This is a genomic window from Bacillus sp. FJAT-29790, from assembly GCF_019039215.1.
Classification (GTDB): Bacteria; Bacillota; Bacilli; order Bacillales; family Cytobacillaceae; genus Cytobacillus.
Genome location: NZ_JAHNZZ010000001.1, coordinates 1,225,578 through 1,250,650, shown reverse-complemented (window position 1 = coordinate 1,250,650; position 25,073 = coordinate 1,225,578). Strand labels below are relative to the sequence as shown.

The window sequence follows — 25,073 nt, the reverse complement described above, 5'->3', positions numbered from 1 at the left end:
AATGTTTAAGAGCTTACAAATACGGCTAGTGCACTATAGTTATCGTTTCCTTCTAAAATACGTTCATTTAGAATCGCTTCCATCTTTTGCAGCCACTCGAAGGGTGTAGAAGCGCTAATTCTTGTATTCTCCATTTCTATTTCCGTAACGTACTCCCAAAATCCATCAGAGCAAAGTAGGAATGCGTCCCCTTGCTGAATCGATACTTCATCATTGAGAATCGTTGCTTTAACAGCGCCGTCTGATCCTAATACCCGATAAAGCCGATTTCGGTCTTCATGAAAACGTATTAGCTCTGGTGTAATTTCCCCAGCGTTAACAAGTGCTTGACATACACTATGATCCTTTGTTTGTGCGATCACTCGGCCTTCCCTTATGTGGTAAACCCTAGAATCACCTACATGGGCCCAGCATGCCTTGTCATTTTCAAAAGTTAAGATGACAATGGTCGTTCGCATGGATCTTTTATTTATGCCGGATTTCTGTTGTTGATGAATGATTGTTTGCGTTTTTTCAATACCCTCCTTTATCCAATTTGAACAACTATTATGTTTATATTCCTGCAAAATCGTTTCAACAGCTAGTTTCGCCGCTACTTCTCCAGATTGATAGCCACCTAATCCATCTGCAAGCGCCCAGCAGCCGCCATGATCTGATTCACAGTAAGCAGCAAAATCCTGATTCACATTTCTTCCGCCTTTATCGGATATTAACGCGGTTTGGAACTGCATTTTATCGGCTCTCCAATCGGACTTCAAACATGTTTTCGGTAGAACTTACATAAAAACGATCACCAGAACGCAACTGGGTCACCTTCCCTTGTGGGATTCGTTCACCAGATTGCAGATACGTACCATTTGAGGAGCTATCCTCTATCGTAAAGGTCTGGCTGGCTTTGTCGAAGCGAAGTGTACAATGTCTCCTGCTAATCTCCTCCGTTTGAAGTGGAAAGACTAGCTGGCATTGCTTGGCATCACGGCCAATAGACAAATAATTTTGATCTAATTCTATTGTTTGACCGGCAAAATAACCTGATAGACCATTTAACATCGGTTTTTGTACGAGCGGTGATGAAACGGGAGCGGGAGCAGGTGCATGATTCGGCACATGACTGGTCTTATTTCCTTTTTTCCTAAAAACCACAACGAAAAGAACCACTACGATTAGCAAAAAGAAAATCCCAGCACCAGCAATACCTAAGATCCACCAGAGCGAGTTTGAAGTTCCGGTTGTAATCTCCTTTCCCTCCCCTGTCATTGCATTCGTGCCTGTCAAATACGCAATCCCACGGGATTCCAAAATTGGAATCAATTCGTTCACCTTTACTGATCCATTAATTCCAGATGCTATCGTCACTCCAAACGTATTAATTCCAATCACTTGCCCATTGGCATTCACTAATGGGCCGCCGGAATTCCCAGGGTTTATCGCAACATCGATTTGAAAAATCCCCCTGCCACCCTGAGTTGAAATTTTACTAATAATTCCTTTCGTAATGGTGACGTCATCAGGTTCACCGGATGGCGTATCATTAATTAAGTCGGCTGCCCCTGGGAATCCAAGTGCATACACTTCTTGACTTGCTTTAACATCTTCAATTTTCCCTAGCTCCATAGGCGGTCTTTTATACAAATCCTGAGATAATTCTAAGACGGCAATGTCTTTTACCATATCGAATGCAATAACCTTTGCCTCTATTTGGTCTTCTTTAGAAAGGAGGATGGCCACTCCATCAAGATTTGGCTCAACAACGTGGTAGTTTGTCACAATATGACGGACAGGCTCACTTGATCCAACTGCAAACCCAGAACCTGTATAAATGCCCCCATCTGTGGCATAACAAAGAATCCGGACAACACTGTTTCGAAGCTCGTCAATCGACCTCGTTTCGGCTTTTACCGGATTTGAAAAGAAAAACATAAGGATAAATGAAGATAATAATAGTGTTGCTTTAAGCATTTGACTGCCTGTTCCCTTAAAAGATTGAACCAAAATCCATCCCTCCCTTATTTAACTTTATTCAACAGTAGTCTCTAAACGATATAAGTGGCGAGATCGATTTACATCCGAGAGGCGGGTTTCTCCCCGCAAAAATGGCTCTTCTGGCAAAATCATCCCGCTATTACGCATTTATCAACATCGACCTTTAACAAATCCTAATTGTTAATAGCGCAACGGTTGCGTTATCTTGATTCGGTTTTTGTTTGCGTAACGCCATTTCAATCAGTTCTTCTGCAGCCTCTTGTGCGGATAAGCGGCGACATGCATCGATCATTTCATGATTCGTAACCGATCCATACAGACCATCGCTGCAAAGAATGACCGAGTCCCCTTCGTATAACTGTATCGGCTCCATCGTCACATCGAGTTCCTCTAATCGTTCCAAACCTAGAAAACTTGTTAAGCTTTCTCTTTGGGGATCATTTTCGGCCTCCTCCATCGTGATCTCTCCAAACGCCGCTTTCTCATCTAACTCATTTGCATAAATATGATCTGTCGTCAATTGTGTTAATGCCTCTCCTTGATGCAAATAAATCCGACTATCCCCAACAGACAAACAGTACAATTGATTATTAAGCACCACAGCAGCAATGAGCGTTGTGCCGACACCTCCCTCTAGGCCATTTTCGCGGGCAAACTGTAAGACTGCATCATTTGCCATCTTCACCGAATTTACAAGTTTTTCAGGAATTGAATGTGTATTAGAGGAATGCAAATAGTGATCCAAAAACGAGTTGACAGCTAATCGGCTTGCTTCTTTGCCTCCCGATAGCCCTCCCATTCCATCTGCCAAAACCGCTAACACCCCAAACTGCCGGATGAACTGATCATCACTAATATCTGAAAAAGCAAAGGCATCCTGCTGTTCTGATCGGGCTCCTATGTGCTGGGCATTTCCAGGAATCACCTTGAAAACTGAATTTCGAATTGTAATGGGTTCAGACGAAGGATCTGGCTTGCTTCTATTGCTGTGGTTTCTACCTTTTCTAATGTATTTTTGAAAAATCAGATAAAACAAAACAATCAAAACACCAGTAATGAGCAGATAGACCCAGCACGGGATGTTTTTAAGCATGTTCTCAAGATTGGCGATATGGGTCGGCAGTTTGCTTGATTTAGCTAATCCAACTGTCGTAAAAAAAGGGAGAATACTTAGACATAATAAAATGCCTCCACTTGCTATTAACCGAAACTGCACGTTTAGTCTCACTCCTTTTAGGTGGATATAGATTTTAAAAATAAAAAGGCTGAAGAAGACTATGGATATATGACAAGGTTGTGAGAACTAAAATACTACTTATCGACGAAAGACCGATTGCTAAATACCTATTTTTTAAACGTGTGAAATAAAGCATAAATAATAATGAGATCCAAAAAATAAGCGTCCCGATAATCACGACATGAAGGATTGTATATGATAATAGTGATTGGTAAGTAAGGAAAGCGATAGCAGCTGCAAGCGAGAGGGGAATAAAAATTTCATGGAATCTCGTTAACACTGGAATAGCCGTTTCTTTTGATGAGGAATTGTAAAGTAAGGGAACTAGAAAAAGTGGTAGAGTGATTCCAAACAAAATTCCTGTTGTCATACGGATCAAGTTTGTTGTTGAATAGAATCCGAGGTAAGAACTAAAACCGTCAATGATTAATGGAAATAGCAAGAGTAAAAGAAGTAAGCTAATTTTTATATTCGGGATGGTTGTAGCTCGAACTTTTTTCATGGCAAAAAGTACGAGCAGTGAACTAAAAATTCCAATATAAATACCGGTATCCCTAGCGCAAACAGGCAAATAATGACCATTGATCATAAATGTCCGATCAGGGAGCTGATGACAGATCGCTCGGCCTAAAAAAAATGAGATCTTTTCAAAAATGGTTATCGCACATCCCTCCTGTATTCATTAGAATCGGCTGACCAAAGCCCATATAATCCCACAATCTAGATTATCGATAAAGTATTGTAATTGTGTTGACTGATACATATTTTTGGTCAGCCTCTTTAATTTTCAGCCTAGTAGTAATAATATCCTGGCAGCATCGAAAAAGCCGAGAGAGCAAACCAGCATACACAGCTCAAAACGGTAGCAATAATAGCAGTAATCAAACAGTTTTTACCTACACTCTTTTTATCAAGATCTTGATCATTCATCCAGATAATCCCTAGAACAATTCCTACAACGGGAATAAAAAACGAAAGCAAGTAAAATAAAACCTTTTGCCCATCTGACATCCTCTTCACCTCCGCGGTTTAAACCCGATTTTGTAATTTTAATGCACGAAGCCCTAGTCATATATGTATGTGCCATTAAGAATAAAATTGCTTGTCTTTAGTAAAGTGAAGTGATGAGATGAATAAAATTTTTCCTGGTTTTCATTCTCAAGGTTCATTTGTGTGTTGTCGTCGATTGTTCTGTTGAGAGTTCGAAAGATCCTCTTTTGCTGCACAAAAAAACTTTTTAATCATTATTCAAATAAAGTTTTATTTTTTTGAATAGAATCCTCCTTTTGGCACATCTTAAATCAAGAAAAGAACCCATTCCCATGATTTAGGGTTCTTAAAAAGGAGGTTTATTCATGCTCCCATTGACAGCAAAAGAAATGGAATACATCGTTGATTCGATGTCGAATGAGGATTTATTAACAAAGCAATGCGTATCTACGGGTACTCAGTCCATGAACGTTCAAGTGAAGACGCTTTGCAACCAATTAATAAACCAGCATCAACAACACTATCAAGACCTTATGGCATTATTGCAACAACATCAAACAATGGCACCACAACAACCACAATAAGGAGGATATGATGAATCAGCAGCAACCGATATTACAAGAAGCCGATTTAATTTATACGATTCTAGGCGATTTGAAACGAACAGCTCGTGAATATACGACAGCTGTAACGGAATCTAATTGTCCCGAAGTACGTCAAAAGTTTACACAGCTTCTACAAAATACATTAACAATGCAAGGACAAGTGTATCAATATATGTCCCAACATGGAATGTACAATACATCTTCCCCCGTACTGAACCAAGAAATTACAAAGCAAATTAATCAATATACGCAAACACAAACACAAACGAGTCAACTCATTCAACAAAATATGACAAATATTTAATAAAAAGCCATGATGTTAACAGGCATCATGGCTTTTGGTCGATTCTTTACAGAATGATTTACGAAGGAAGTGAGTGTGTGGATTTACAAACAGGGAAATTTTTTTGGCCACATACCTATTCTGATCCACCAGCCTATCCATCTTTAGAGACCGATATTGAATGCGAGGTTTTAATTATAGGAGGAGGCGTATCGGGATGTATGGTGGCACATTACTTAATGGAAAGCGGGATTAACTCCGTCATTGTCGATAAACGATCGATTGGGATGGGGAGCACGTATGGAAATACAGGTCTGTTGCAATTAATAAACGATAAAAGCTTACTTTCACTTGTTCACACATTTGGTGAAGATAAAGCAGTACGCCATTATAAGCTTTGTCTACAAGCAATTGATTGCTTAGCCCAACTTGTTTCAACACTTGATAGTAATCCTGATTTCAGGCGTAGATCTAGCTTATATTATGCGACAACACCAAGCGATGAACCGAGTCTACTAACAGAATTTCAAACTTTGCAAAAATATGATTTCCCTGTTCAATTTTTCACTGCTAACGATATAAGAAAAAAGTATCAATTCTCAAAAGTTGCAGCGATTTATACAAGTGGTGATGCAGAAGTAAATCCTTATAAGCTCGTACATGCCATTGCAAAAAAAGCAATAGATAAAGGCTTAAAAATCTATGAAAAAACGGAAATCATTAATCATATTCAAAAAGGAGAGCACTTGTATTTTAAAATAAAAAATGGAAAAACAATTAAAACAAAAAAGGTAGTTTTTGCAACCGGTTATGAAACACAGCAAATAAAACGTAATCCTAATGTCAGATTAGTGAGTACATACGCAATTGTGACTCAACCAATAAATGAATTAATTGGCTGGGATGTTAGAGATTTAATATGGGAAACGGCACGTCCCTATTTATATTTTCGAACCACAGTAGAAAACAGAATTATTGCTGGAGGATTAGACGAGGAAACGATTGACCCAATTAAAAGAGATTCGAAGTTAATAGGTAAAACGAAAACCTTGTTGAACGAGATAAGAAATTTATTTCCGTTCCTATCCAACTTGAAAGTGGAGTATAAATGGGGAGCCACGTTCGGAACTACTGCCGATGGACTCCCCCTTATTGGTACACAACAAGGATTTCCTAATTGTTATTTTATATTAAATTATGGTGGGAATGGAACTGTTACAAGTGTCATTGCAAGTCAAATAATCCATGATTTAATTACAAAAGGGTATCATCCAGATATGGACTTGTATCAATTTGATCGAGGGAAATATTTGTCTTCCAAGTAGGGGTGTTTTACTCAAATATTTACTAGTGATTATTTAAAAAATAGGCTGTTTTCGTAAAGTTTGTTGCTTTTATAATGTGATTTTTATTTAATAATCTGAGTTGCTTGGAGCGGAGGGCGCTTGACTCCTGCGGGAATAGAGGGAACGGGAGACCCCACAGGCGGTAACGCCGAGGAGGCTCCCGTCACTCCCCGCGGAAAGCAAGTGCCCGCAGCGGAAATCAACGGGCAAACTTTAAAGGCTAAAACAACAATATATGCGAAAACAGCCTAAAAATATAACTTGACCCCCAACAACGATACGTTTTGGTTCTATGGGGGTCAAGTCGATAGATTATCACTTTAAAGCTTAGAAAACTCTTCCACTAATTCCCCAAAACGTTTTAGTGAATTTTCTATCGGGTATGGTGTAGTTAAATCAACACCTGTCTTTTTTAACAATTCAAGAGGATAATCCGAGCTGCCACTCTTTAAGAATTCTAAATATGAATTCAGTGTAAACTGATCACCTTCAAGAATCTTAGTTGCCAGGTGGATTGCTGATGCGAATCCAGTTGCATACTTGTAAACGTAAAAAGGACGATAGAAGTGAGGGATCCTAGACCAACCAAATTTCACTTCGTCATCAAAAACAATTTCGTCTCCATTGTACTCCCTGAACAATGATTCATAAGTCTGATTAAACACTTCTACATTTAAGGGCTGCCCTTTTTCTGCCATTTCATGGGTCTTCTTCTCAAACTCCGCAAACATTACTTGGGTGAAAAATGTACCCTTAAATTGATCGATGAAATGATTAAGAAGATGTTTGCGAATTTCGTCATCTTTTTCATTGTTTAATAAATAGTTAATTAATAATACTTCATTGACTGTAGAAGCTACTTCCGCAACAAAGATACTATAACGAGCTGTAATCTGCGGTTGATGATTGGAACTCAGTTTGCTATGAACTCCGTGACCACATTCATGAACGAGTGTAAATAAACTATCCAAATCATCCTGATGATTTAAGAGGATAAACGGATGAACCCCATACACTCCGAGATTGTATGCACCTGACCGCTTGCCCGGTGTTTCCCTAACATCAATATACCGAGCGTCTTTGAACTCATTTAGGATGCTTATATACTCCTCCCCAAGCGGTGATAGGGCCTTGCACATCAATTCATACGCTTCGTTATAAGGAATCACAGGTTTTACTCCTTTAACAAGCGGAACACTCATATCGTATTGCCTTAATTCATCCAACTGAAGTTTTTCCTTACGAATTCGGGTATATCGATGGAGTGGAGCGATATTGTTTTTCGTTGAAACGATCAGATTTTCATATACCTCTTTTGGCACTTGATCACCGAATAAAGCTTTTTCTAATGCTGAAGGGTAATGCCGAATCTTAGCCATTGTTACATTATTTTTAATCGCAGCTGAAAGGGTTGATGCAATCGAATTCTTTAATTGCACATAAGGTTGATAATATGCCTTATAGGCTTCCCTGCGCTTTTCACGGTCTTCATCTTCGATTAATTTAGAATACATCCCTCTCGTAAGCTCTATGCAATCACCGTTATCACCGGTAACTTCTCCAAACTTAATATCGGTATTATTGATCATGCCAAATGTATGACTTGGAGCTGAAAGTGCTTCTCCAAGCTGGGAAAGTACTTCTTCTTGCTCCTTACTTAACACATGCGGCTTATAGCGGAACGATTCCAATAAATCCTCTTCAAAATATTTTAATCCTTCTTCTGCAGTGATGTATTCTGTTAATGTTTCTTCATCTAAACTTAATAAATAAGGCATGAAAAAGGAAGTTGAAGCGCTAACTTTCACACTAAGTTGTTTTGCCAAGTCCAAGAATGATTGAGCTGTCGTTTCCCTCGTATCTTCATCCACTTTCAACATGGCATAAGCATATACTTTATTGAACAAAAAGGATAATTCTTCTCTTTGTTTAAGATATTGATACAAGGTGTTGCCATCTTGAATTTCACCGTCATATTGCTTCAGTTTTTCAGCCATTTTTTCAATAATTTCGTAATCCTGTTCCCATTGGCTAAGATCAGTATATATATCTGCTACATTCCATTTTTCATGTATTGGCACTTCGGTTCTGCTAGTATATATGGTCATTTGAACACTCCTCTATCTTTATGTACTATTAGGAAAAAATAATATTACTGAATATATTCTCATTATCCACCATTAAAACCTTCAATTAAAAAATAAAGAAAAGAATGGATTTTGGTGGATTTAATATTGGTGTACAATAATAAAGAAAGGATGTTGAAAAATGGCTATCACAATACCTCACATTGAAGAATCAAATCGTACAACCTATCTGCCTCCCAAGGGAGAATATGAAACTTTCGCCGACGAATCTCACTACGAGGAAAAAGTAAGAGAATGGGGCTTATCGACAACAAAAGAAGTGAAAAAGCAGTTTTGGTACAAGGAAAAAGATCACCAGCGACTCGTAACCATCAAAGGTTATGAAGTGTATGGAAAAGCTTCTGAATGCAACACACTTATTATTGAATTCCAAGACGGGAATCTATCTTGCATTCATCCAGCTTATCTTAAGGAAATGCAAGCTGCAAGCTTCGGGAAAGCATCCCTATCTGATGCCGGAGATTCTTCGCAATCACAGGTTCAGGAAATTACCAAAAAGGATCCTTCTAAGGAAGCTAAAAAGGCAGCAGAGCCGAAAGAACCAGCCCAGAAGAAAGAAAAGAAAGAAAAACCATCCAAATTGGAGTTGCCGGAAGAAAAGGTACATTTTACAGCAACAGTCAAACAGTTTGCTTTAAGCTGGAATAATTTCAATGAGGAAAATGACGAAGTAGTTGTACTGGAAAACGTTGTTGTGCATCAAGAAAACCCGATTGAAGTGGGACTTGCCTGGTGTGCTCACTCGAAAACTTTAAAGAAGTTTGAACTTGTTCCTGGCGAGGCACTAGAATTTGATGGGAAAATCGTGAAAAAGAAATTGCCAAAAGGAAAAGATGTAGAAACAGAATTTATCGTTGAGGATCCTGTTTTGTACAAAGTAAATAATCCATCAAAGATAAAGAAAAGCTAAAAGAACAGGTCTTTGTTCTTTTAGCTTCCTCACTTCTCTTGTCCATTGAAGATCGACAAGGCCGGATAATACAAGTGATGAATAAAAATTGCTCCATCCTTTTAGCCGCGGGGCTTGCTTATTGAATCGGGGTTTCTATTAGGTTTATCGATATATTGTGCTAACGCAGATATATTCTAAAACGGCAGAAAAATTCATATATTCCGAATTTCAGTTCCATAGAACTCCTTACCACTCTTCTACTTTGGAATAGCAATCCAATCATCCATCATTTGTCACCTTTTATTTATCGCTATACAAGAACTCGCTAGATGAAATATCATCAGCTACTTTTTTACTGTAATATTTGCCTTTTGTACTAATTGCTAAAATAATCGTAAGGACAAAAGCTATGATTGCTGCGAAAAATGCTGCTATATTTTGTAAAAAGACGCCTAAATATCCGAAAGCAGCAATTGAACCAATTACGCTAGATACAATTATTGAAATGACACCTACTGGATTCCAGGCATATAGATATTCTTGGCGATGTTCAAAATAATTTGGGCCAATTTTTAATATTTTCTTTACTACAACCGCATCACACACTAAAATTGCTCCCCATGATAAAAGAAATACTCCTTGGAAGGTAAGTAGGTTTCCTAAATGATCCAATACTCCACCTAGCATTAATATTATTGCGGCAATTGATGTAAATACAACCCAGAATGTTCTCCCTGGTTTAATTTTGAAAACGTTTTCAAAAAAGCTTGCCAATGACAATGATCCACTATATAAGTTAGTAATATTGATCCTTACTTGAGTTAAAATTGTAAATAATGCCCCGCCAATACCCAGAATTTGAACAAAATATATTCCTGGGTTTACTTCTGCCATTCGAACTCCAAACCATATTCCGATGATTCCCATGATTAAGAAACAGACTAGTTGAGGGATAAATCCGACAGCAAATACACCAATTTTAAATTCTTCTTTTTTAATAAATCTTGCATAGTCTGACACAAGTAGAGCCATTATTCCGACTAAACCATTCATGATTCCAATACATGCAAGTAGTGCAGCCCCACCTACTTGGGATCCTTCTGGTAAATATGTCCATACATTCCCTGCAATTTTTGGAGTTATCTTAAAAGCGAGTATGAATCCAGAACCAAGTAAAATAATAAAAATTGGCAAAGACCACTTTTGTAGCTTATCTAACTGTTTAATTCCAAACCAATTGAGAGGAACAACAATTAAACCGAAGACAACCATAAGAGTCCAAATTGGAATACTTGGCAAATACTCATGAACAGCAAATGCCATGATAGCTCCCTCAATTGCACAGTACATAATAAAATTTAAAGCATAGATCAAGGAGGTTATTGAGGCTCCGATATAGCCAAAACCTCCACCCCTTGCCAATAAGTTCACATTTAATCCTGATTTAGCAGCAAAATAACATATTCCGATACCTAATGCACCAGCAATAACTGTTGCATATATTTCTGCTATCAGTGCATTGATAGCCCCAAAGTTAACTGCCATTAAGCTCCCCATTTGCATGAAAATCATAGCTGTTGCAACACCTAAAGTAACATTTGTAATACTTAACCATCCCATTGTCCTTCCTTCAAGTGGGACTTTTTCAAGTGCAAAGTCATCCTTTTTTACTTCTTTGTGTAGCTCCTCATCAGTAAATACATTCGGTTTTGAAATCTCAGCCATATTTTCATCTCCTTTTTTAATTTTATTTTAATAACAAGGGTCGAATTGACCCTTGTTTCTTAAAATTAATCCCAATAAGCCAGCGAACGTTGTTTCATCGATTCTCTAAATTGTTTTGTTGATTTTAATAATACCTTATTCGTTGAGTAATCAATTATCACACCATACTTTCGAAGGACATCTAATTTATCAATCTCACTATTATTAAATTGTTCTTCAACAATACGCGCGTCCACCTCTAACCACTGTTTTCGATGTTTTCGAATATAATTTCTTTCAATTTCTGTCGCTTCGTAATCAATTTCAAATAGATCTAGATCTCTGTCTATTTCGCTAATTACAACCCCATAATCTTTTTTTGCTCTCTCAATTGAGACGTAGTCATCAATTACATCTTCTAAAACAGCCAATGGATTTCTCTCAAGTGGATCTCCCAATCCTCCTCCACCTGCAGAAGGCCTGATAAAGGAGTCTCCACTTTTTACTTTTACGTTTGAGAAAATCGCTCCTAAATATTGTTCATCCTCTTTTCCTGGGTTAAACCATGCGCCATGAGGATAAGATGGAAGTCCGCCGAAGATCCCCCATGTTACCGAGCGTGAACGATCACAACAATAGGACATGACTGTATTATTAATTTTTGATAAGACTCCACCTTTTTCAACTCCACATCCCCCCCGGTATTTACCTGGTCCAGCTGAGTCTGTAATGATTTGATGTTTAGTTGTTATGACAGGTGAGAGTCTTTCTTGACCCTCACATGGCTGTACGCTTAAACCAACACCAAACACTGGAGATGTAGCATTTGCACCATCGCGATCATAACGGCCACCGTGGCCCCCTGCCATCCAGTCATACCACATAAAGTAATTATTGTGATCCGTTCTTTGATCGGTACCACCGATTAGTAAGTACTCTAAGTTGAAGGAACAGGCAATCGCTCTTTCAGGCATAATATTAGACCATAGTTCAAAGCAAGCATTCATAATTTTTTCGTACGTTCCTGAACAAAATCCTGTTACAGCAATAGGAGCTGGTGCATTAACGACAGAATCTTCTGGTAATTCAGCTGTTACTACTCGATAAAAGCCTGAGTTTAAAGGGATTTCCGGAAAAAAGGTCTTCGTTCCTGCATATATCGCTGATAATGTAGCACCAAAACCTGAGTTTAAAAAACAGCTAATATATCGATGAGATCTACTTAAATCATAGATAATTTCATCATCAGTTATGGTCATCTTAACGTGAATTGGGATGAGACCATCCCCTATTTCTGGGTCCATATCAATATAATCAACGGTTTGCCATGTTCCATTTGGTAAAGAAGAAATTTTTACTTTTGCCAACCGTTCTACATAATCTTGAACTTCTTCAAATGCAATAAGCGTTGTCTCAATGCCGTATTTTTTTACGATTTCAAGCAACTGAGTTTGGCCAACTTTTGCGGCTTCTACTTGAGCGCGCAAATCACCGATTCTTTCTTCAGGAACTCGCATATTTGATGCTAATAAATTGACAACGTCTTTTAAGTAAGTACCCTTACTATAAATCCGAACAGGCGGAATTCTTACCCCTTCACCATAATGCTCTTTTGCATTGATATCAAAAGAACCTGGTGTTGAACCGCCCATATCTGCCCAGTGGCCATTTGTCTGCATTAACGCAATTAACTTATCTCCGTAAAATACTGGGAGGACCACACGTGTATCATTAAAATGCGTACCCCCACGGTATGGATCATTTACTAAAAAAACATCACCAGGATTGATATCGTCTTTAAAATCCTCTAAAACGGCTTTTGCTGTTAAATGCAAAGTTCCTACATGCACGGAAATATCTTGTGTTCCTTGCATAACTGTATTTCCTTCAGCATCACAAAGTGCACAGCTGAAATCACGATTATAAATAACGAATGAATAACAAGTTCGTAAGATTTGTTCGGCCATTTGGTCAACAAGGTTAACGAAACCATTTTTCAATACTTCAAATGTGACAGGATCTAATCGATTTCCTTGAAACTTTTCTGCAATCTGATTTGATTTCATTCAATTCACCCCTCTTTTATTTATTTACTGTGATGATTAAATTTCTATATTCATCAACCACTGCGGTGAAGTCCGGCGGAATCACTGTTGTTGTGTCAAGTTGATTAACGATCGCAGGTCCTTGAATTTCTGTGAATACTGGAATTTTTTCACGGTCATAAACGTTTGTAGGAACAAATTTATTATCAAAATAGACTTCTCTTATTTCTATGAATGCATTTTCTAGACTTCCGGATGGTCCATATTTAGGAAACGATGGTTTTGGTACGGTTCCAAGTGCTGTTAATTGTAAACCATATATTTCAACAGATTGGTTACGGTCAGAAAAAGCAAATTCACGTTCATGTTCTAGATGAAAGGCTTCCAGCGCCTCATCTAATGATTGCGCTTTCGAATTTATAGGTACTGCCAAAGATCTCCACTGGCCGCTATATCTCATATCAATAAAGCGCATGAGTGTTGATTGCTCTCTTGCTACTCCTTCTTCCTCTAATAACTTTTCTGCATCTTTTTCCATTGCAGAAAACTCAAAATCTAGTTCATCAATTGTGACCTGATTAAAATTTTTCACATATGTTTTTGTAATGTCGTGACGTACATCAACCAGTAAGCATCCCATTGCTGCTGCTACTCCAGGGTGAGGAGGAACAATTACTGTAGGTATTTCCATATCTTTTGCTAAATGAGCACCATGTAATGGTCCGGCTCCGCCAAAAGCAACAAGTGCAAATTCTCTCGGATCATAGCCGCGTCTTACAGAAATCAATCGTAAGGCATCGCACATATTTGCATTTGCAACTTCAATAATGGCATTTGCTGCTTCAACGGTTGAATAATTAAACTCTTTTGCAAGAACGTCTACCGCTTGTATAGCTTTCTCCTTATCTAGTTGCATTTTTCCGTCTAATAGATTGACTCCCAAACGGCCAAGAACTAAATTAGCATCGGAGTTCGTCGGTTCCTCTCCCCCTCTTTGGTAACACGCCGGACCAGGGATTGCACCCGCGCTTTGTGGCCCATTGCGTAATGACCCACCATCATCTTTCCAAGCTAAGCTCCCCCCACCTGCACCAATCGTCAATATTTCAATACTGGGAAAACCAATTGGGTAACCATATTCAATATACCAATCTTTCGTGATCCTTATGTCGCCGTCATACATCAGAGAAATATCCGTACTCGTTCCTCCCATATCAAGACCAATAGCATTATTAAATCCACATAGTTTAGCAATATGTTTACTTGCAATGGCACCCGCAGCAATACCTGAGCTAGCAACTCTTGCTGCGTAACGTGGAACAGTACTAGATGTCATGACTCCACCACCAGAATGTAGAACGAGAATATCATCCTGGTACCCTTTTTGTTCCATCTCTTTTTCTAATGTATTTATATATCTGCTAATTATTGGGCCTAAAACAGCATTAATCATAGTTGTACTCATACGTTCATGTTCAAAAATTTCTGGTAAAACTTCACTTGAAATACAAACATATACGTTTGGGAGCTCATCCTGAAGAATCTCCTTTACCTTTTTCTCATTTTCCCCGTTCACGTAGGCATTCATCAAACAAACGGCAATTGATTCAGTGCCGCGCTTGTATAATTTTCTTGCAAGCTGACGTACCTCATCTTCATCAATGTCTATCAATACAGTTCCGTTATAATCAATTCTTTCGTTAACTTCAAACCGGTCACGCCTTTGAATATATGGTTTTGCCGTATCTTTATACGCATCCCATAAGTCAAGTTTTGTCCCCCGACGAATCTCCGGAACATCTCGAAATCCTTTTGTAGTAATTAATGCTGTCTTAGGCAATTTTCTTTCTATTAAAGCATTGGTACCCACAGTAGTTCCATGTGAAAACAACTTTATGTTTTCCCCTTTTAATTGAGCCTTTTCAATCCCATCTAATATTCCACGTTCAGGATTCGATGGTGTGGATGACGTTTTCGTAACAGAAATTTCTCCCGTGTTTTCATCAAAAATAAAAATATCTGTAAATGTTCCACCTACATCAACGGCGAGCCTAGTTTGCTTCATATTGATTTACCCCCTCTACCAAATAGAAATTGCTAGCTAATTAGTTTAATTGCAATAGTAATATTGTTAATATTCTGAAAATAACACTTATAAATACACCTTGCAAGAAATACTTTTATAAATCAATAATTGTCCCTCTAGATTCAAAGTAATTGGAATGTTTTCCGAAACCACCTCCTATATTTGAAACTATCCACATTCAACCCAGTACACATAGAGCATATTTCCTCTATTTTCTTTGTTTTTGAAGAAATACTATTTTTCCATTAACATTCTATGATATTTGTATTATTCTAAATATATAAATATTTCCGTAGGAGAGATTAGATGAATACTATCTTTATTGCCGGTCATGCTAAACTACCATCTGGAATGGCAGCTAAAAATGTTTTTGAAACCTTAACGATTACAGCAGAAATTGATAAGCATTATGGGGTTATTGTGGATGCTTCCTGCACATTGGCTACTGAACACGGCAGAAAGTATATCTCGATGCTTTTAAAAGGACATAGCTTACGAAATGGGATTGATAAGCCCCTAGAACAGTTAAAAACAGGCTATTTAGGTAAAGCGAATAGTGCTCTGATTGCGGCATTAAAAGATCTTTATAAACAATTTGAAGCATTATCAGTAAGTAAATAAAATCTACTGTTAAAAATTAGGGGGCGTATTTCGAGGCCCCCCTATTTATTGAACGTTTTGCCTTACAAACTGTTCTGAACTGCTAGAAGTGCTTCACGTAATATTGATATCAGCTCTTCAATCTCTTTTTTATTAATAACTAGGGGCGGAGAAAATACGAGAGTATCCATCCCCTCAAAGACGACCGTTCTGATGATTAATCCTCTTCTTGCTGCTTCGGCGCTAATTTTAGGAGCAATATGTGTTGGAAATCTAGTATTTGTTACTGGGTTTATGATTTCAACTGCTCCAATTAACCCTTGCGCCCGTACTTCCCCTACAATATCTATTTCTTTTTGAAGCTTATAGAAACCATTTAACAATTCCTGGCCCATTAATCTGGAATTCTCAATTAAGTTTTCATTTTCGATAATTTCAATATTTTTTAAGCCTACGGCACAGGCAGTTGCGTGGCCACTATAAGTATATCCGTGTAGAAGAGCTCCTTCTGAAAACTCAATAAGATCCTCATGTATTCGGTCAGTTACAACAACCGCGCCTAGCGGAATGTACCCGCTTGTAATCCCTTTTGCAAGGAGCATGATATCTGGGACAATGCCGTAATGTTCACAAGCAAACATTTTTCCGGTACGGCCAAAACCAGTAATTACCTCATCTGCAATGAACAAAATTTTATATTCATCACATATTTTCCTGATTTCTTGAAAATAGCCGACTGGTGCAATGTTTACTCCACCGGCACCCTGTACCGGCTCAGCAATGAAGGCGGCAACATTAGCTGCTCCTTCCCTTTCAATACATTGACGTAGAGATTCTGTAGAAAACGGATCTACGTGAAGAAAATCTGGTGCCAATGAAGAAGTCATCTCTTGAAAAGGAGTAATCCCTGTTGCACTAGTTGCCCCAATGTTCACCCCATGGTATCCTTTCTTCCTAGAAATAATTTTTGTTTTTTCTGGAAAACCTTTAAGCTTCCAGTAATATCGTGCTAGTTTGTAGGCGGTATCGTTTGACTCGGAGCCACCAGACGTAAAGAACACAGCGCTTAAATTGCCTGGTGTAATTTTGGCTAACTTAGCAGCAAGCTGGATCGCAGGCTCGTTGCTCATCGACGAGAAGGAATTCGTAAAAGCAAGCTTTGACATTTGCTCGTATGCTGCTTTCGCAAGCTCCTTTCGACCGTATCCTACGTTTACATTCCATAAAGATGACATACCTTCCAACACTTTTTTACCAGTAATATCTGTTAAGTACACACCGGACCCATTTGTAAAAATAAATGGAGCACCACTTTCGTTTTGTTGTTTTAAGGAAGACGTTGGATGAATAAAATGTTTTTTGTCCAAATCGATTAGCGTTTCTTTCAATTCTGTTTTGATCAAAGTCAATCACTCCTATATAGTCTGTTTGTTTATGGGATGTTTCTCAGTATGAAAGAGTCACCAGGTATTGTGAAACGCGATAAATAGCATCGACTTAATAAAGTAAGCGATTACATTTGAGGTTCATTAGCTATACCTAAAAGTTTTATCCCCCCACTCCTCTAAAGCAAGAAGTGGGGAGGCGGATTTATAGAAAGCAGAAGTTAACTGTTTACCATATCTTTATTATGCTTTAACGGCCAAGCAGGCAGTGGTTGGCTTAACTGCTTATCTTCACGGTATCCAAGCACATATTCTGCTTGCATAATCGTGTGGATTTCGCGCGTTCCTTCATAAATAACCGGAGCTTTTGAATTTCTTAGGAAGCGTTCTACTGGGTATTCGCTTGAGTAACCGTAAGCCCCGTGAATCTGAACGGCATCATCAGCGGCTTTATTAGCAAAATCACAAGCTTGCCATTTTGCAAGCGATGTTTCTCTTGTATTGCGCTTTCCTTGGTTTTTCAGCTCGCCAGCACGGTAAACTAACAAACGGCTCATTTGGAGCCCTGCTTCCATATTTGCAATCATTTGCTGTACAAGCTGATGCTTGCCAATTTCTTTTCCGAATGTTTTTCTTTCGTGACAGTATTTTACACTTTCCTCTATGCTTGCCATTATTAATCCAACAGCCCCTGCAGCAACCGTAAAGCGACCGTTATCGAGTGCTGACATAGCTATTTTAAAACCTTCTCCTTCTTTTCCAAGTAAATTTTCTTTTGGAATTCTTACTTGATCAAAAAACAATTCACCGGTGTTTCCTGAGCGAATTCCGAGCTTTCCTTTAATCGCACGAGAAGAAAATCCTGGTGTAGTACGTTCTACAATAAAGGCAGAAATCCCATGATGTTTCTTTGTTTTATCGGTATACGCAAATACAAGAAAATGATCAGCAATGTCGCATAAAGAAATCCAGGTTTTTGAACCATTTAAAATGTAATCGTCCCCGTCTTTGACAGCTGTTGTAGAAAGGGAAGCAACGTCGGAACCTGCTCCAGGCTCAGTTAACCCGAAAGCCCCGATTTTTTCACCTTTTGCTTGTGGAACGAGATATTTCTGTTTTTGCTCTTCTGTCCCCCATTGCAATATAGTTAAACTATTCAAGCCAGTATGAACGGAAACCGCTGTACGAAATGCAGTATCTCCTCTTTCTAGCTCTTCACAAACAATCGCCAGTGAATTATAATCCATCCCACTTCCGCCATATTCTTCAGGTATACAAACACCCATTAGATTCAATTCGCCTAAGCGATCTAATATTTTGGGATCAAATTGTCCTAGTTCATCCCATTCTTGCATATTGGGAATAATCTCTTTATCCACAAAACTCCTAACCATTTTTCGTAACATTACTTGCTCTTCTGTAAAATCAAAATTCATTTAAAATCTCTCCTTAACAATTTTTTTAGTGGGAAAATTCATTCTATATTCTCTTAAACAATCTTTTTATTTTTCATTTTTGTGATTTCATCTGGTGAAAATCCAACTTGACGAAGTATTTCCTCCGTATGTTCACCAGCAATTGGCGGATGACGTTCCATTTTTACTTGTGTTCTTGATAGTTTAATCGGAGAACCTACAAGCTTCACCATTCCTGCTTCAGGGTGATTGGTGTTAACAACCATTTCTCGTGCAATAATTTGCGGATGGGTAAAAACTTGTTCCATTGTTTGGATAGGGCCACAAGGAATATTGTTCTTAAAAAATAATTCAATCCAATAATTAACAGGATGCAATTGCATTTGAGTTTCTAATATACTAGTAAGTTCTTTTCTATTTTCAACCCTCGCCTCATTTGTCCTAAATTTATCATGCTTTGCAATCTCAGAGATTCCAAGTACTTCACACAAAGAGGTAAACTGACGGTTATTTCCAACAGCGATTATCATTTCGCCATCCATCGCCTTAAATGTTGAATATGGAACAATATTCGGATGATCATTTCCAAGTTTTTGTGGCACGTTTCCAGAAATGAGGAAATTACTTGCCACATTTGCTAAAGAACTGACAGCAGTATCCAAAAGGGACATATCAATTTTTTGACCTTGTCCGGATTTCTCTCTTTCATATAATGCCGCTTCAATTGAAATGGCAGAATATAAGCCTGTAAGAATGTCTACCATAGCTACTCCAATTTTTAATGGGCCACTTTCCTCGTTACCTGTGATACTCATGAGACCACTCATGCCTTGGATGATATAATCATAGCCTGGCAAGTGTTGATAAGGACCAGTTTCTCCAAAACCTGTTATAGAACAATAAACCAATTTCGGATTGATCGTTTTCAGATTTCCGTAGTCTAGCATCCATTTTTCCATCGAACCCGTTTTAAAGTTATGGATAAGAACATCTGCTTCTTCTGCTAACTTTCGAATGATTTCCCTTCCTTCCTCTGTTTTAAGATTAACGGTTATGCTTCGCTTATTGCGATTTGCACTTAAATAATAAGCACTTACCCCGTTTTGAAACGGAGGACCCCAACTCCTCGTTTCATCACTGCCACCCGGAGCTTCTACTTTAATCACATCTGCACCGAGGTCAGCCAAAATCATCGTACAGTAGGGGCCTGCAAGCACCCTAGTTAAATCTAATACTTTAATGTCATCTAAAGCCCCTTTCAAAGTAATCCTCCTCGCTAAAAATATTCTTACTAAAACGGCAAAAAGCCAGCCCTCTCACATAAATGTGGAAAGGACTGGCTACACGATCCATTGGAACCAACCGGTAAGGGATGGGTGTGGAATCTTCTCAGTCAAATAAAATAATAATCAAAGTAAATTCTTCTCTTCCTTCAGCTGTATAGGCAGATAGGGTGAAGAATATATTTTTATCTTACTCGAATTTTCTGAATATTACAAGGTTTATTTTTGTTCTATATAAAATTTATTCCCTATTTTGTATAAAAAAGGTTCCTTCAAGCAAAGTCGCCTTGCTGCTATTTTAATTGCAACATCATGCTTTAACACAGACAATAACTAGGAAAGCAGCTCTGGGAAAGGCTGCTTTTGAAATGATCGGGTATAAAAAAGGGCTTACTATTACTCTGCATTCACCATATTAAATACCTGTTCTACATCCTTGTCGCCACGACCTGATAAATTAACGATTAAGATATCGTCTTTTGATAGATCCTTGGCCAATTTTACTGCATGAGCGACTGCATGTGCGCTTTCAAGAGCTGGGATAATTCCCTCTGATTTGGAAAGCAGATGAAATGCTTCTAATGCCTCTTGGCCTGTTGCTGTTACATATTCCGCTCTGCCGCTGACTTTAAGATGACTGTGCTCAGGTCCGATTCCTGGATAATCCAGGCCAGCTGCAATGGAATATGTTGGTTTAGGGTTTCCATCCTCATCAATCAAGGTCAAGCATTTAAAACCATGAATGACTGCCGGAACCCCTTCTGATAGAGTCGGAGCTTCCTTCGGTTCGACCCCAATTAGCCGAACTTCCGGTTCATCGATATAATGGGCAAAGGCACCAATCGCATTGCTTCCGCCTCCGGTACAAGCAATGACTGCTGTTGGCAGCTTTCCTTCTTTTTCAAGGATTTGACGTTTAGATTCTTCACTAATCACGGACTGAAAATGCTTTACCATCGTTGGAAATGGATGCGGTCCTACTGCTGAGCCTAGAAGGTAAAAAGTATTTTCATAGTTTTGAACCAAGTCGCCTAAAGCGGCATCTACTGCATCCTTAAGACGTCCCTGCCCTTCCTCGACGGCGACAACTTTTGCCCCTAACAATTCCATTCTGAACACATTTAGCGCCTGCCGCTCTGTGTCCACTTTGCCCATATAAACGACGCATTCCATCCCAAACATCGCACAGACTGTGGCAGTCGCGACTCCATGCTGTCCCGCTCCTGTTTCAGCAATCACTCGCTTCGCGCCCATTCGTTTTGCTAAAAGGATCTGTCCGATAACATTATTGATTTTATGTGAGCCCGTATGGTTTAAATCTTCCCTTTTCAAGTAAATCTTTGCTCCGCCCATTTGCTTTGTTAAATTTTCTGCAAAAGTTAGCGGATTTTCCCTGCCCACATACTCGTTTAGATAAAACTTAAATTCCGATTGAAACTCTGGATCATCTTTATAGTGTAAAAATTGTTCTTCTAATTTGTTCATTACTACTTGAAGATCTGGTGGTACAAAGCTGCCTCCAAATTCCCCAAAATATCCTTTGCTCTCTGTGCTAATACTCGCCATACTCAACTCTGCTCCTTCAGTACATTCATTATAATCCTATAATTAGGATTGAAATTAATATATCATAAATTACAAGAAAATTCTAATTTCCGATTCTCTCTTATTCTCAGTTGCATTCAAAAGAAAAAGTGAATAGAATAAATTAATTCAATTCTATTGAAATAGAATTTAAGGATTCAATTCCAAAACCGCAGCTTCCATATTATTAAGCAGTGTAAATAAAATGGACTTTGCCTCCTCTAGGAATGAAGTTTGATTGATCCACTTAACCGGATTCTGGATGTACTCCCCTAATGGTATTTGGCTCCCTAATTTTTCTTCAAATGTGCAAATCATATTTCCAGTAAATTCTGGATGGAACTGCAGCCCAATAACACGCTTCCCAAAAGAGAATGCTTGGTTACTACAGCCATTACTGGATGCAAGCCGGATTGCTCCATTTGGAAGATCGAAAGTATCCCCGTGGAATTCAAAAACGGTGAAGACCTCCGGAATCCCATTAAATAGTGAGGTTGAACTTACTACTTGTGTAAGTTCAACTGGCCACCAGCCAATTTCCTGTTGTTTATGCGGATAAACCTTACCTCCTAGAACATTGGCAATCATTTGTGCCCCTAAGCAAATTCCTAACACTAATTTTTCTTCCTTGATTGCTTTTTGGATAAAGTTTTTCTCCAAAACTAACCAAGGAAACTTATCTTCCTCATATGCCCCCATTCTACCGCCAAGGATGATTAGCATATCAAAATCATCCATTGATGGTAGGTTTTCGTTTTCATACATTCTGGTAAAAGAAAGGGAATGTTTTTTTTCATTTGCCCATTCTTCAATAAACCCTAACGTGGCTAACGGATCATTTTGAATATAATGTATTCTCATATAGGTCTCCTCCACTACTTTAAAAAGGCCTTGATTTAATCGGACTAAAATCTCGATGAAAAAAGTTTTCTTTCCCAATCACTTACATACCGTGAATACTTATCCCATTCTGTCTTCTTGATTTTAATAAATTCTTCCCATATCGTCCTACCAATCGTTTGCGCTAATACAGAATCCTCGGAAAGAGCATTAATTGCTTCCTGTAAACTTCTTGGTATCCAGCTTATTCCTCTTTCATTCAATTGAAACTTACTGGCCGTGCTTACATCAAATTCAACTGGCTCTCCAGGGTCCATCCGGTTTTGAATTCCTCGAAGTCCGGCAGCAACTAAGCAAGCAGCTAAGAGGTAAGGGTTGCAAGTGCCATCTGCTCCTCTGAATTCAAATCTGCGTGTTCTTCTTTTTTCAGGGATACGAACTAAGACTGATCGATTTCCAGAACCATAGCAAATATGTGCAGGTGCCCAAGAGCCTGGCTGCATTCTTTTGTATGAATTGATACTAGGGGCACCTATCGCTATGAGTGAAGCCCCGTGCTTCAAAAGTCCGCCTATAAAGTGATATGCTTTTTCCGACATATCAAGACCACGTTGATCAGTAGAATCCTCAAAAAGATTATCCCCTGCCTCATCGAATAAACTGATATGAACATGGAGTCCGCTTCCTGCATAATTTTGAAAAGGTTTTGGCATTAAAGTACCTACTAATCCTTTATCTCGAGCAATCTGTTTAAATAGATGCATGAAAGTAACTTGGTCATCTGCTGCTTTCAAAGCGTTCGTATATTTCAAATTGATTTCTAGTTGACCGGGACCGTATTCACTTGATAATTGCTCCGTTTCAACACCCATTGCCTCTAGTGAATACACAAAATCTTGAATGAAATCTTCCTGAATATCTGCTCCTTCAATCGAAAAACAATGGCTGTTATCTGCTGGTACAAGCTGTCCATCTTGTTCTTTCAATAAATAAGCCTCCTGTTCAAAGGCCATATTCAACTTCCCGCCAAGAAGAGTTTCAACCTCATTCAAAAGCCGCTTTAAAGCACCTCTCGGACAGCCATGCCATGGATCACCATTGATGTCTACTAAATCGCAAAGCATACGGGCCGTGTTTTTTCGATATGGAACAATTGCAAATGTATTAGGGTCAGGTACCGCAAAAAAGTCCCCGTCATTTGCTCCAAACCCGGGATCAGGAATATATTCATCAAAAACATCGAAGCTCATGATAGCTGTACTAAAATTAACCCCTTTTTCCATCGCATTATTAAGCTGGGATGGACGTATTGTCCGTCCACGAGTTATTCCGGCATAATCTAAAAACTCCACCCGAATGAATTCAATTTTTTCGTTTTTTACAATCTCTAAAACAGTTTCTTTTGTCATCATCTCTTGAACATTTTCTTTTGTCACCATGTTTTCTCGACTCCTTTTTGCAATCTGCTAAATACGACAAAGGTGAATAACTGGACTCCTATCGAAATGACAGAATCATGAAATTCAAATTGTGGATGGTGCAAATCAAAGACCTGTTGATCTGCCTGAGCTGTTCCAAGCCTGAAATAAGTGCTCGGGACCTTTTCAGCGAACGCCCCAAAATCATCTGCTCCCATAGAAGGTTCCTTTAGATGAACAAGTTTTTGATCGCCGAAGAATTCAATTGCACTTTCCTCTACTGCTCGTGTCATCCACTCACTATTAATCACTGGTGGATGGCCGTCTTTATATTGGACTCTTGCTTTTCCGCCAAAGCTCTTTGCAAGATTTTCACATAAATCAATTAATTGTGTTTTTAATCTTTTTCTAGATTCGCATGTGACCGCCCGGGTCGTCCCTTCTAAAACTACGTGGTCGGCCACAATGTTGCTTGCTGTTCCACCATGGATCTTCCCTACGTGTACAACAACAGGTTCTACTGGACTACTAGATTTTGTTACGAGTGTATGAAGAGCCTGAAGGATTTGGGAACTTATTGTGATGGCATCAATCGCTTGATGTGGTCTTGCACTATGCCCACCTTTCCCTTCAATTTCAATGATAAAGTCATCACAGGATGCTGTAATCGCCCCATACCTCACACCGATCGTTCCATGTGGCAAATGAGGCCATAAATGAAGCGCCAGCATTCCATCTACAGGGGGGGCCTCTAGTACTCCCAAATCTATTAACTGCTGAGCTGCGCCATCAGATTCCTCACCTGGCTGAAAAATGCAGCGAACACGACCTGATAATTTGCTCTTTAGCTTATGCAGCTGATAGACCGTTCCAAGAAGAATCGTCGTGTGACCGTCATGACCACATGCATGCATAATTCCTTGATTGACGGATGAAAATGAAAGCTGAGTTTGCTCTTGGATGGGAAGGGCATCAATATCAGCCCTAATTCCAATATGAGGCCCCTCCCCTTTTTCACCGATAATATCTACGACAATTCCTGTATCTCCAATTCTATTAAATGGGATATCCCATTCTTCTAAAATAGTTGCAATATATTCACATGTTCGGTATTCCTGAAATGATAGTTCAGGATATTTATGAAGATGCTGACGAATGTCAATTAGTTTTCTTTCGAAGTCTTCCTTTATATGCAGCTCTTCCTTGTTGAACATCCTTAAATATCCTCCT

General features: G+C 38.8%; 21 protein-coding genes. 5 read left to right on the top strand and 16 right to left on the bottom strand.

Going from position 1 to position 25,073, the window contains the following annotated elements; genetic code table 11:
* Nucleotides 1-5: 5 nt before the first annotated feature.
* The 5 genes from BGM26_RS05820 to BGM26_RS05800 all read right to left on the bottom strand — a co-directional run bounded on the left by BGM26_RS05820 (nucleotide 6) and on the right by BGM26_RS05800 (nucleotide 4,231).
* Complete coding sequence (locus BGM26_RS05820) at nucleotides 6-731, bottom strand: PP2C family protein-serine/threonine phosphatase (RefSeq protein ID WP_217038766.1); 726 nt, start codon at nucleotides 729-731, stop codon at nucleotides 6-8.
* Between the two features lies 1 nt (nucleotide 732).
* A complete protein-coding gene (locus BGM26_RS05815; protein ID WP_217038765.1) occupies nucleotides 733-1,992 on the bottom strand; it encodes a trypsin-like peptidase domain-containing protein in 1,260 nt (419 codons plus the stop codon).
* 154 nt (nucleotides 1,993-2,146) lie between these two features.
* Nucleotides 2,147-3,199, bottom strand: coding sequence for a PP2C family protein-serine/threonine phosphatase (locus BGM26_RS05810; RefSeq protein ID WP_217038764.1), 1,053 nt, complete (start codon nucleotides 3,197-3,199; stop codon nucleotides 2,147-2,149).
* A gap of 34 nt (nucleotides 3,200-3,233) precedes the next feature.
* A complete protein-coding gene (locus BGM26_RS21800) occupies nucleotides 3,234-3,839 on the bottom strand; it encodes a DUF2085 domain-containing protein (RefSeq protein ID WP_367949323.1) in 606 nt (201 codons plus the stop codon).
* Nucleotides 3,840-4,012: 173 nt separating this feature from the next.
* On the bottom strand, nucleotides 4,013-4,231 hold the full coding sequence (locus BGM26_RS05800; protein ID WP_217038762.1) for a hypothetical protein: 219 nt from the start codon (nucleotides 4,229-4,231) through the stop codon (nucleotides 4,013-4,015).
* A gap of 344 nt (nucleotides 4,232-4,575) precedes the next feature.
* Between BGM26_RS05800 and BGM26_RS05795 the strand changes: the two genes are divergently transcribed.
* The 3 genes from BGM26_RS05795 (at nucleotide 4,576) to BGM26_RS05785 (ending at nucleotide 6,423) form a co-directional block, all read left to right on the top strand.
* Nucleotides 4,576-4,794, top strand: coding sequence for a hypothetical protein (locus tag BGM26_RS05795; protein ID WP_217038761.1), 219 nt, complete (start codon nucleotides 4,576-4,578; stop codon nucleotides 4,792-4,794).
* Between the two features lie 10 nt (nucleotides 4,795-4,804).
* Entirely contained in the window at nucleotides 4,805-5,119 is a 315-nt protein-coding gene (locus BGM26_RS05790; RefSeq protein ID WP_217038760.1) for a spore coat protein, read from the top strand.
* A gap of 77 nt (nucleotides 5,120-5,196) precedes the next feature.
* Nucleotides 5,197-6,423: an NAD(P)/FAD-dependent oxidoreductase gene (locus BGM26_RS05785; protein ID WP_217038759.1), complete on the top strand. Its 1,227-nt coding sequence runs from the start codon at nucleotides 5,197-5,199 to the stop codon at nucleotides 6,421-6,423.
* Nucleotides 6,424-6,764: 341 nt separating this feature from the next.
* Here the strand turns inward: BGM26_RS05785 and pepF are convergent, their stop codons facing one another.
* On the bottom strand, nucleotides 6,765-8,552 hold the full coding sequence (pepF, locus tag BGM26_RS05780) for an oligoendopeptidase F (RefSeq protein ID WP_217038758.1): 1,788 nt from the start codon (nucleotides 8,550-8,552) through the stop codon (nucleotides 6,765-6,767).
* A gap of 160 nt (nucleotides 8,553-8,712) precedes the next feature.
* Here pepF and BGM26_RS05775 point away from each other — a divergent pair, with 160 nt between their 5' ends.
* Nucleotides 8,713-9,501, top strand: a complete 789-nt coding sequence (locus BGM26_RS05775; protein WP_217038757.1) for a hypothetical protein — start codon at nucleotides 8,713-8,715, stop codon at nucleotides 9,499-9,501.
* A gap of 282 nt (nucleotides 9,502-9,783) precedes the next feature.
* Here the strand turns inward: BGM26_RS05775 and BGM26_RS05770 are convergent, their stop codons facing one another.
* The 3 genes from BGM26_RS05770 to BGM26_RS05760 all read right to left on the bottom strand — a co-directional run bounded on the left by BGM26_RS05770 (nucleotide 9,784) and on the right by BGM26_RS05760 (nucleotide 15,297).
* Entirely contained in the window at nucleotides 9,784-11,208 is a 1,425-nt protein-coding gene (locus BGM26_RS05770; RefSeq protein WP_217038756.1) for a purine-cytosine permease family protein, read from the bottom strand.
* Between the two features lie 65 nt (nucleotides 11,209-11,273).
* Complete coding sequence (locus tag BGM26_RS05765; RefSeq protein ID WP_217038755.1) at nucleotides 11,274-13,253, bottom strand: hydantoinase B/oxoprolinase family protein; 1,980 nt, start codon at nucleotides 13,251-13,253, stop codon at nucleotides 11,274-11,276.
* 16 nt (nucleotides 13,254-13,269) lie between these two features.
* Nucleotides 13,270-15,297 (bottom strand): hydantoinase/oxoprolinase family protein, encoded by a 2,028-nt coding sequence (locus tag BGM26_RS05760; protein ID WP_217038754.1) that lies wholly within the window; start codon nucleotides 15,295-15,297, stop codon nucleotides 13,270-13,272.
* A gap of 327 nt (nucleotides 15,298-15,624) precedes the next feature.
* Here BGM26_RS05760 and BGM26_RS05755 point away from each other — a divergent pair, with 327 nt between their 5' ends.
* The gene (locus BGM26_RS05755; RefSeq protein ID WP_217038753.1) at nucleotides 15,625-15,939 is read left to right on the top strand and encodes a DUF3870 domain-containing protein; all 315 of its coding nucleotides are present in this window, start codon (nucleotides 15,625-15,627) and stop codon (nucleotides 15,937-15,939) included.
* Nucleotides 15,940-16,001: 62 nt separating this feature from the next.
* On the opposite strand, the gene BGM26_RS05750 is transcribed toward BGM26_RS05755, so the two are convergent.
* The 7 genes from BGM26_RS05750 to BGM26_RS05720 all read right to left on the bottom strand — a co-directional run bounded on the left by BGM26_RS05750 (nucleotide 16,002) and on the right by BGM26_RS05720 (nucleotide 25,057).
* Nucleotides 16,002-17,321 carry an aminotransferase family protein gene (locus BGM26_RS05750; protein WP_217038752.1) on the bottom strand — a complete coding sequence of 440 codons (1,320 nt, stop codon included), beginning with the start codon at nucleotides 17,319-17,321 and terminating at the stop codon, nucleotides 16,002-16,004.
* A 203-nt stretch (nucleotides 17,322-17,524) separates the two neighbouring features.
* Nucleotides 17,525-18,739, bottom strand: coding sequence for an acyl-CoA dehydrogenase family protein (locus tag BGM26_RS05745; protein ID WP_217038751.1), 1,215 nt, complete (start codon nucleotides 18,737-18,739; stop codon nucleotides 17,525-17,527).
* 53 nt (nucleotides 18,740-18,792) lie between these two features.
* Nucleotides 18,793-19,980 (bottom strand): CaiB/BaiF CoA transferase family protein, encoded by a 1,188-nt coding sequence (locus tag BGM26_RS05740; protein WP_217038750.1) that lies wholly within the window; start codon nucleotides 19,978-19,980, stop codon nucleotides 18,793-18,795.
* Nucleotides 19,981-20,397: 417 nt separating this feature from the next.
* Nucleotides 20,398-21,567 (bottom strand): tryptophan synthase subunit beta, encoded by a 1,170-nt coding sequence (trpB, locus tag BGM26_RS05735; protein ID WP_217038749.1) that lies wholly within the window; start codon nucleotides 21,565-21,567, stop codon nucleotides 20,398-20,400.
* A gap of 168 nt (nucleotides 21,568-21,735) precedes the next feature.
* Nucleotides 21,736-22,446: a type 1 glutamine amidotransferase gene (locus tag BGM26_RS05730; protein WP_217038748.1), complete on the bottom strand. Its 711-nt coding sequence runs from the start codon at nucleotides 22,444-22,446 to the stop codon at nucleotides 21,736-21,738.
* Between the two features lie 44 nt (nucleotides 22,447-22,490).
* On the bottom strand, nucleotides 22,491-23,864 hold the full coding sequence (locus BGM26_RS05725; RefSeq protein WP_254119056.1) for a glutamine synthetase family protein: 1,374 nt from the start codon (nucleotides 23,862-23,864) through the stop codon (nucleotides 22,491-22,493).
* Nucleotides 23,858-25,057, bottom strand: a complete 1,200-nt coding sequence (locus tag BGM26_RS05720; protein WP_217038747.1) for a M20 metallopeptidase family protein — start codon at nucleotides 25,055-25,057, stop codon at nucleotides 23,858-23,860. The genes BGM26_RS05725 and BGM26_RS05720 overlap by 7 nt, the downstream gene beginning before the upstream one ends.
* Between the last annotated feature and the right edge of the window lie 16 nt (nucleotides 25,058-25,073).

What these genes read in the sequence shown, in the direction of transcription:
- BGM26_RS05795 (WP_217038761.1), top strand. Translation starts at nt 4,576, where the DNA reads ATGCTCCCATTGACAGCAAAAGAAATGGAATACATCGTTGATTCGATG.
- BGM26_RS05775 (WP_217038757.1), top strand. Translation starts at nt 8,713, where the DNA reads ATGGCTATCACAATACCTCACATTGAAGAATCAAATCGTACAACCTAT.
- BGM26_RS05755 (WP_217038753.1), top strand. Translation starts at nt 15,625, where the DNA reads ATGAATACTATCTTTATTGCCGGTCATGCTAAACTACCATCTGGAATG.
- BGM26_RS05760 (WP_217038754.1), bottom strand. Translation starts at nt 15,297, where the DNA reads ATGAAGCAAACTAGGCTCGCCGTTGATGTAGGTGGAACATTTACAGAT.
- BGM26_RS05790 (WP_217038760.1), top strand. Translation starts at nt 4,805, where the DNA reads ATGAATCAGCAGCAACCGATATTACAAGAAGCCGATTTAATTTATACG.
- BGM26_RS05800 (WP_217038762.1), bottom strand. Translation starts at nt 4,231, where the DNA reads ATGTCAGATGGGCAAAAGGTTTTATTTTACTTGCTTTCGTTTTTTATT.
- BGM26_RS05725 (WP_254119056.1), bottom strand. Translation starts at nt 23,864, where the DNA reads ATGGTGACAAAAGAAAATGTTCAAGAGATGATGACAAAAGAAACTGTT.
- BGM26_RS05720 (WP_217038747.1), bottom strand. Translation starts at nt 25,057, where the DNA reads ATGTTCAACAAGGAAGAGCTGCATATAAAGGAAGACTTCGAAAGAAAA.
- pepF (WP_217038758.1), bottom strand. Translation starts at nt 8,552, where the DNA reads ATGACCATATATACTAGCAGAACCGAAGTGCCAATACATGAAAAATGG.
- BGM26_RS05770 (WP_217038756.1), bottom strand. Translation starts at nt 11,208, where the DNA reads ATGGCTGAGATTTCAAAACCGAATGTATTTACTGATGAGGAGCTACAC.
- BGM26_RS05820 (WP_217038766.1), bottom strand. Translation starts at nt 731, where the DNA reads ATGCAGTTCCAAACCGCGTTAATATCCGATAAAGGCGGAAGAAATGTG.
- BGM26_RS05730 (WP_217038748.1), bottom strand. Translation starts at nt 22,446, where the DNA reads ATGAGAATACATTATATTCAAAATGATCCGTTAGCCACGTTAGGGTTT.
- BGM26_RS05765 (WP_217038755.1), bottom strand. Translation starts at nt 13,253, where the DNA reads ATGAAATCAAATCAGATTGCAGAAAAGTTTCAAGGAAATCGATTAGAT.
- BGM26_RS05745 (WP_217038751.1), bottom strand. Translation starts at nt 18,739, where the DNA reads ATGAATTTTGATTTTACAGAAGAGCAAGTAATGTTACGAAAAATGGTT.
- trpB (WP_217038749.1), bottom strand. Translation starts at nt 21,567, where the DNA reads ATGGCGAGTATTAGCACAGAGAGCAAAGGATATTTTGGGGAATTTGGA.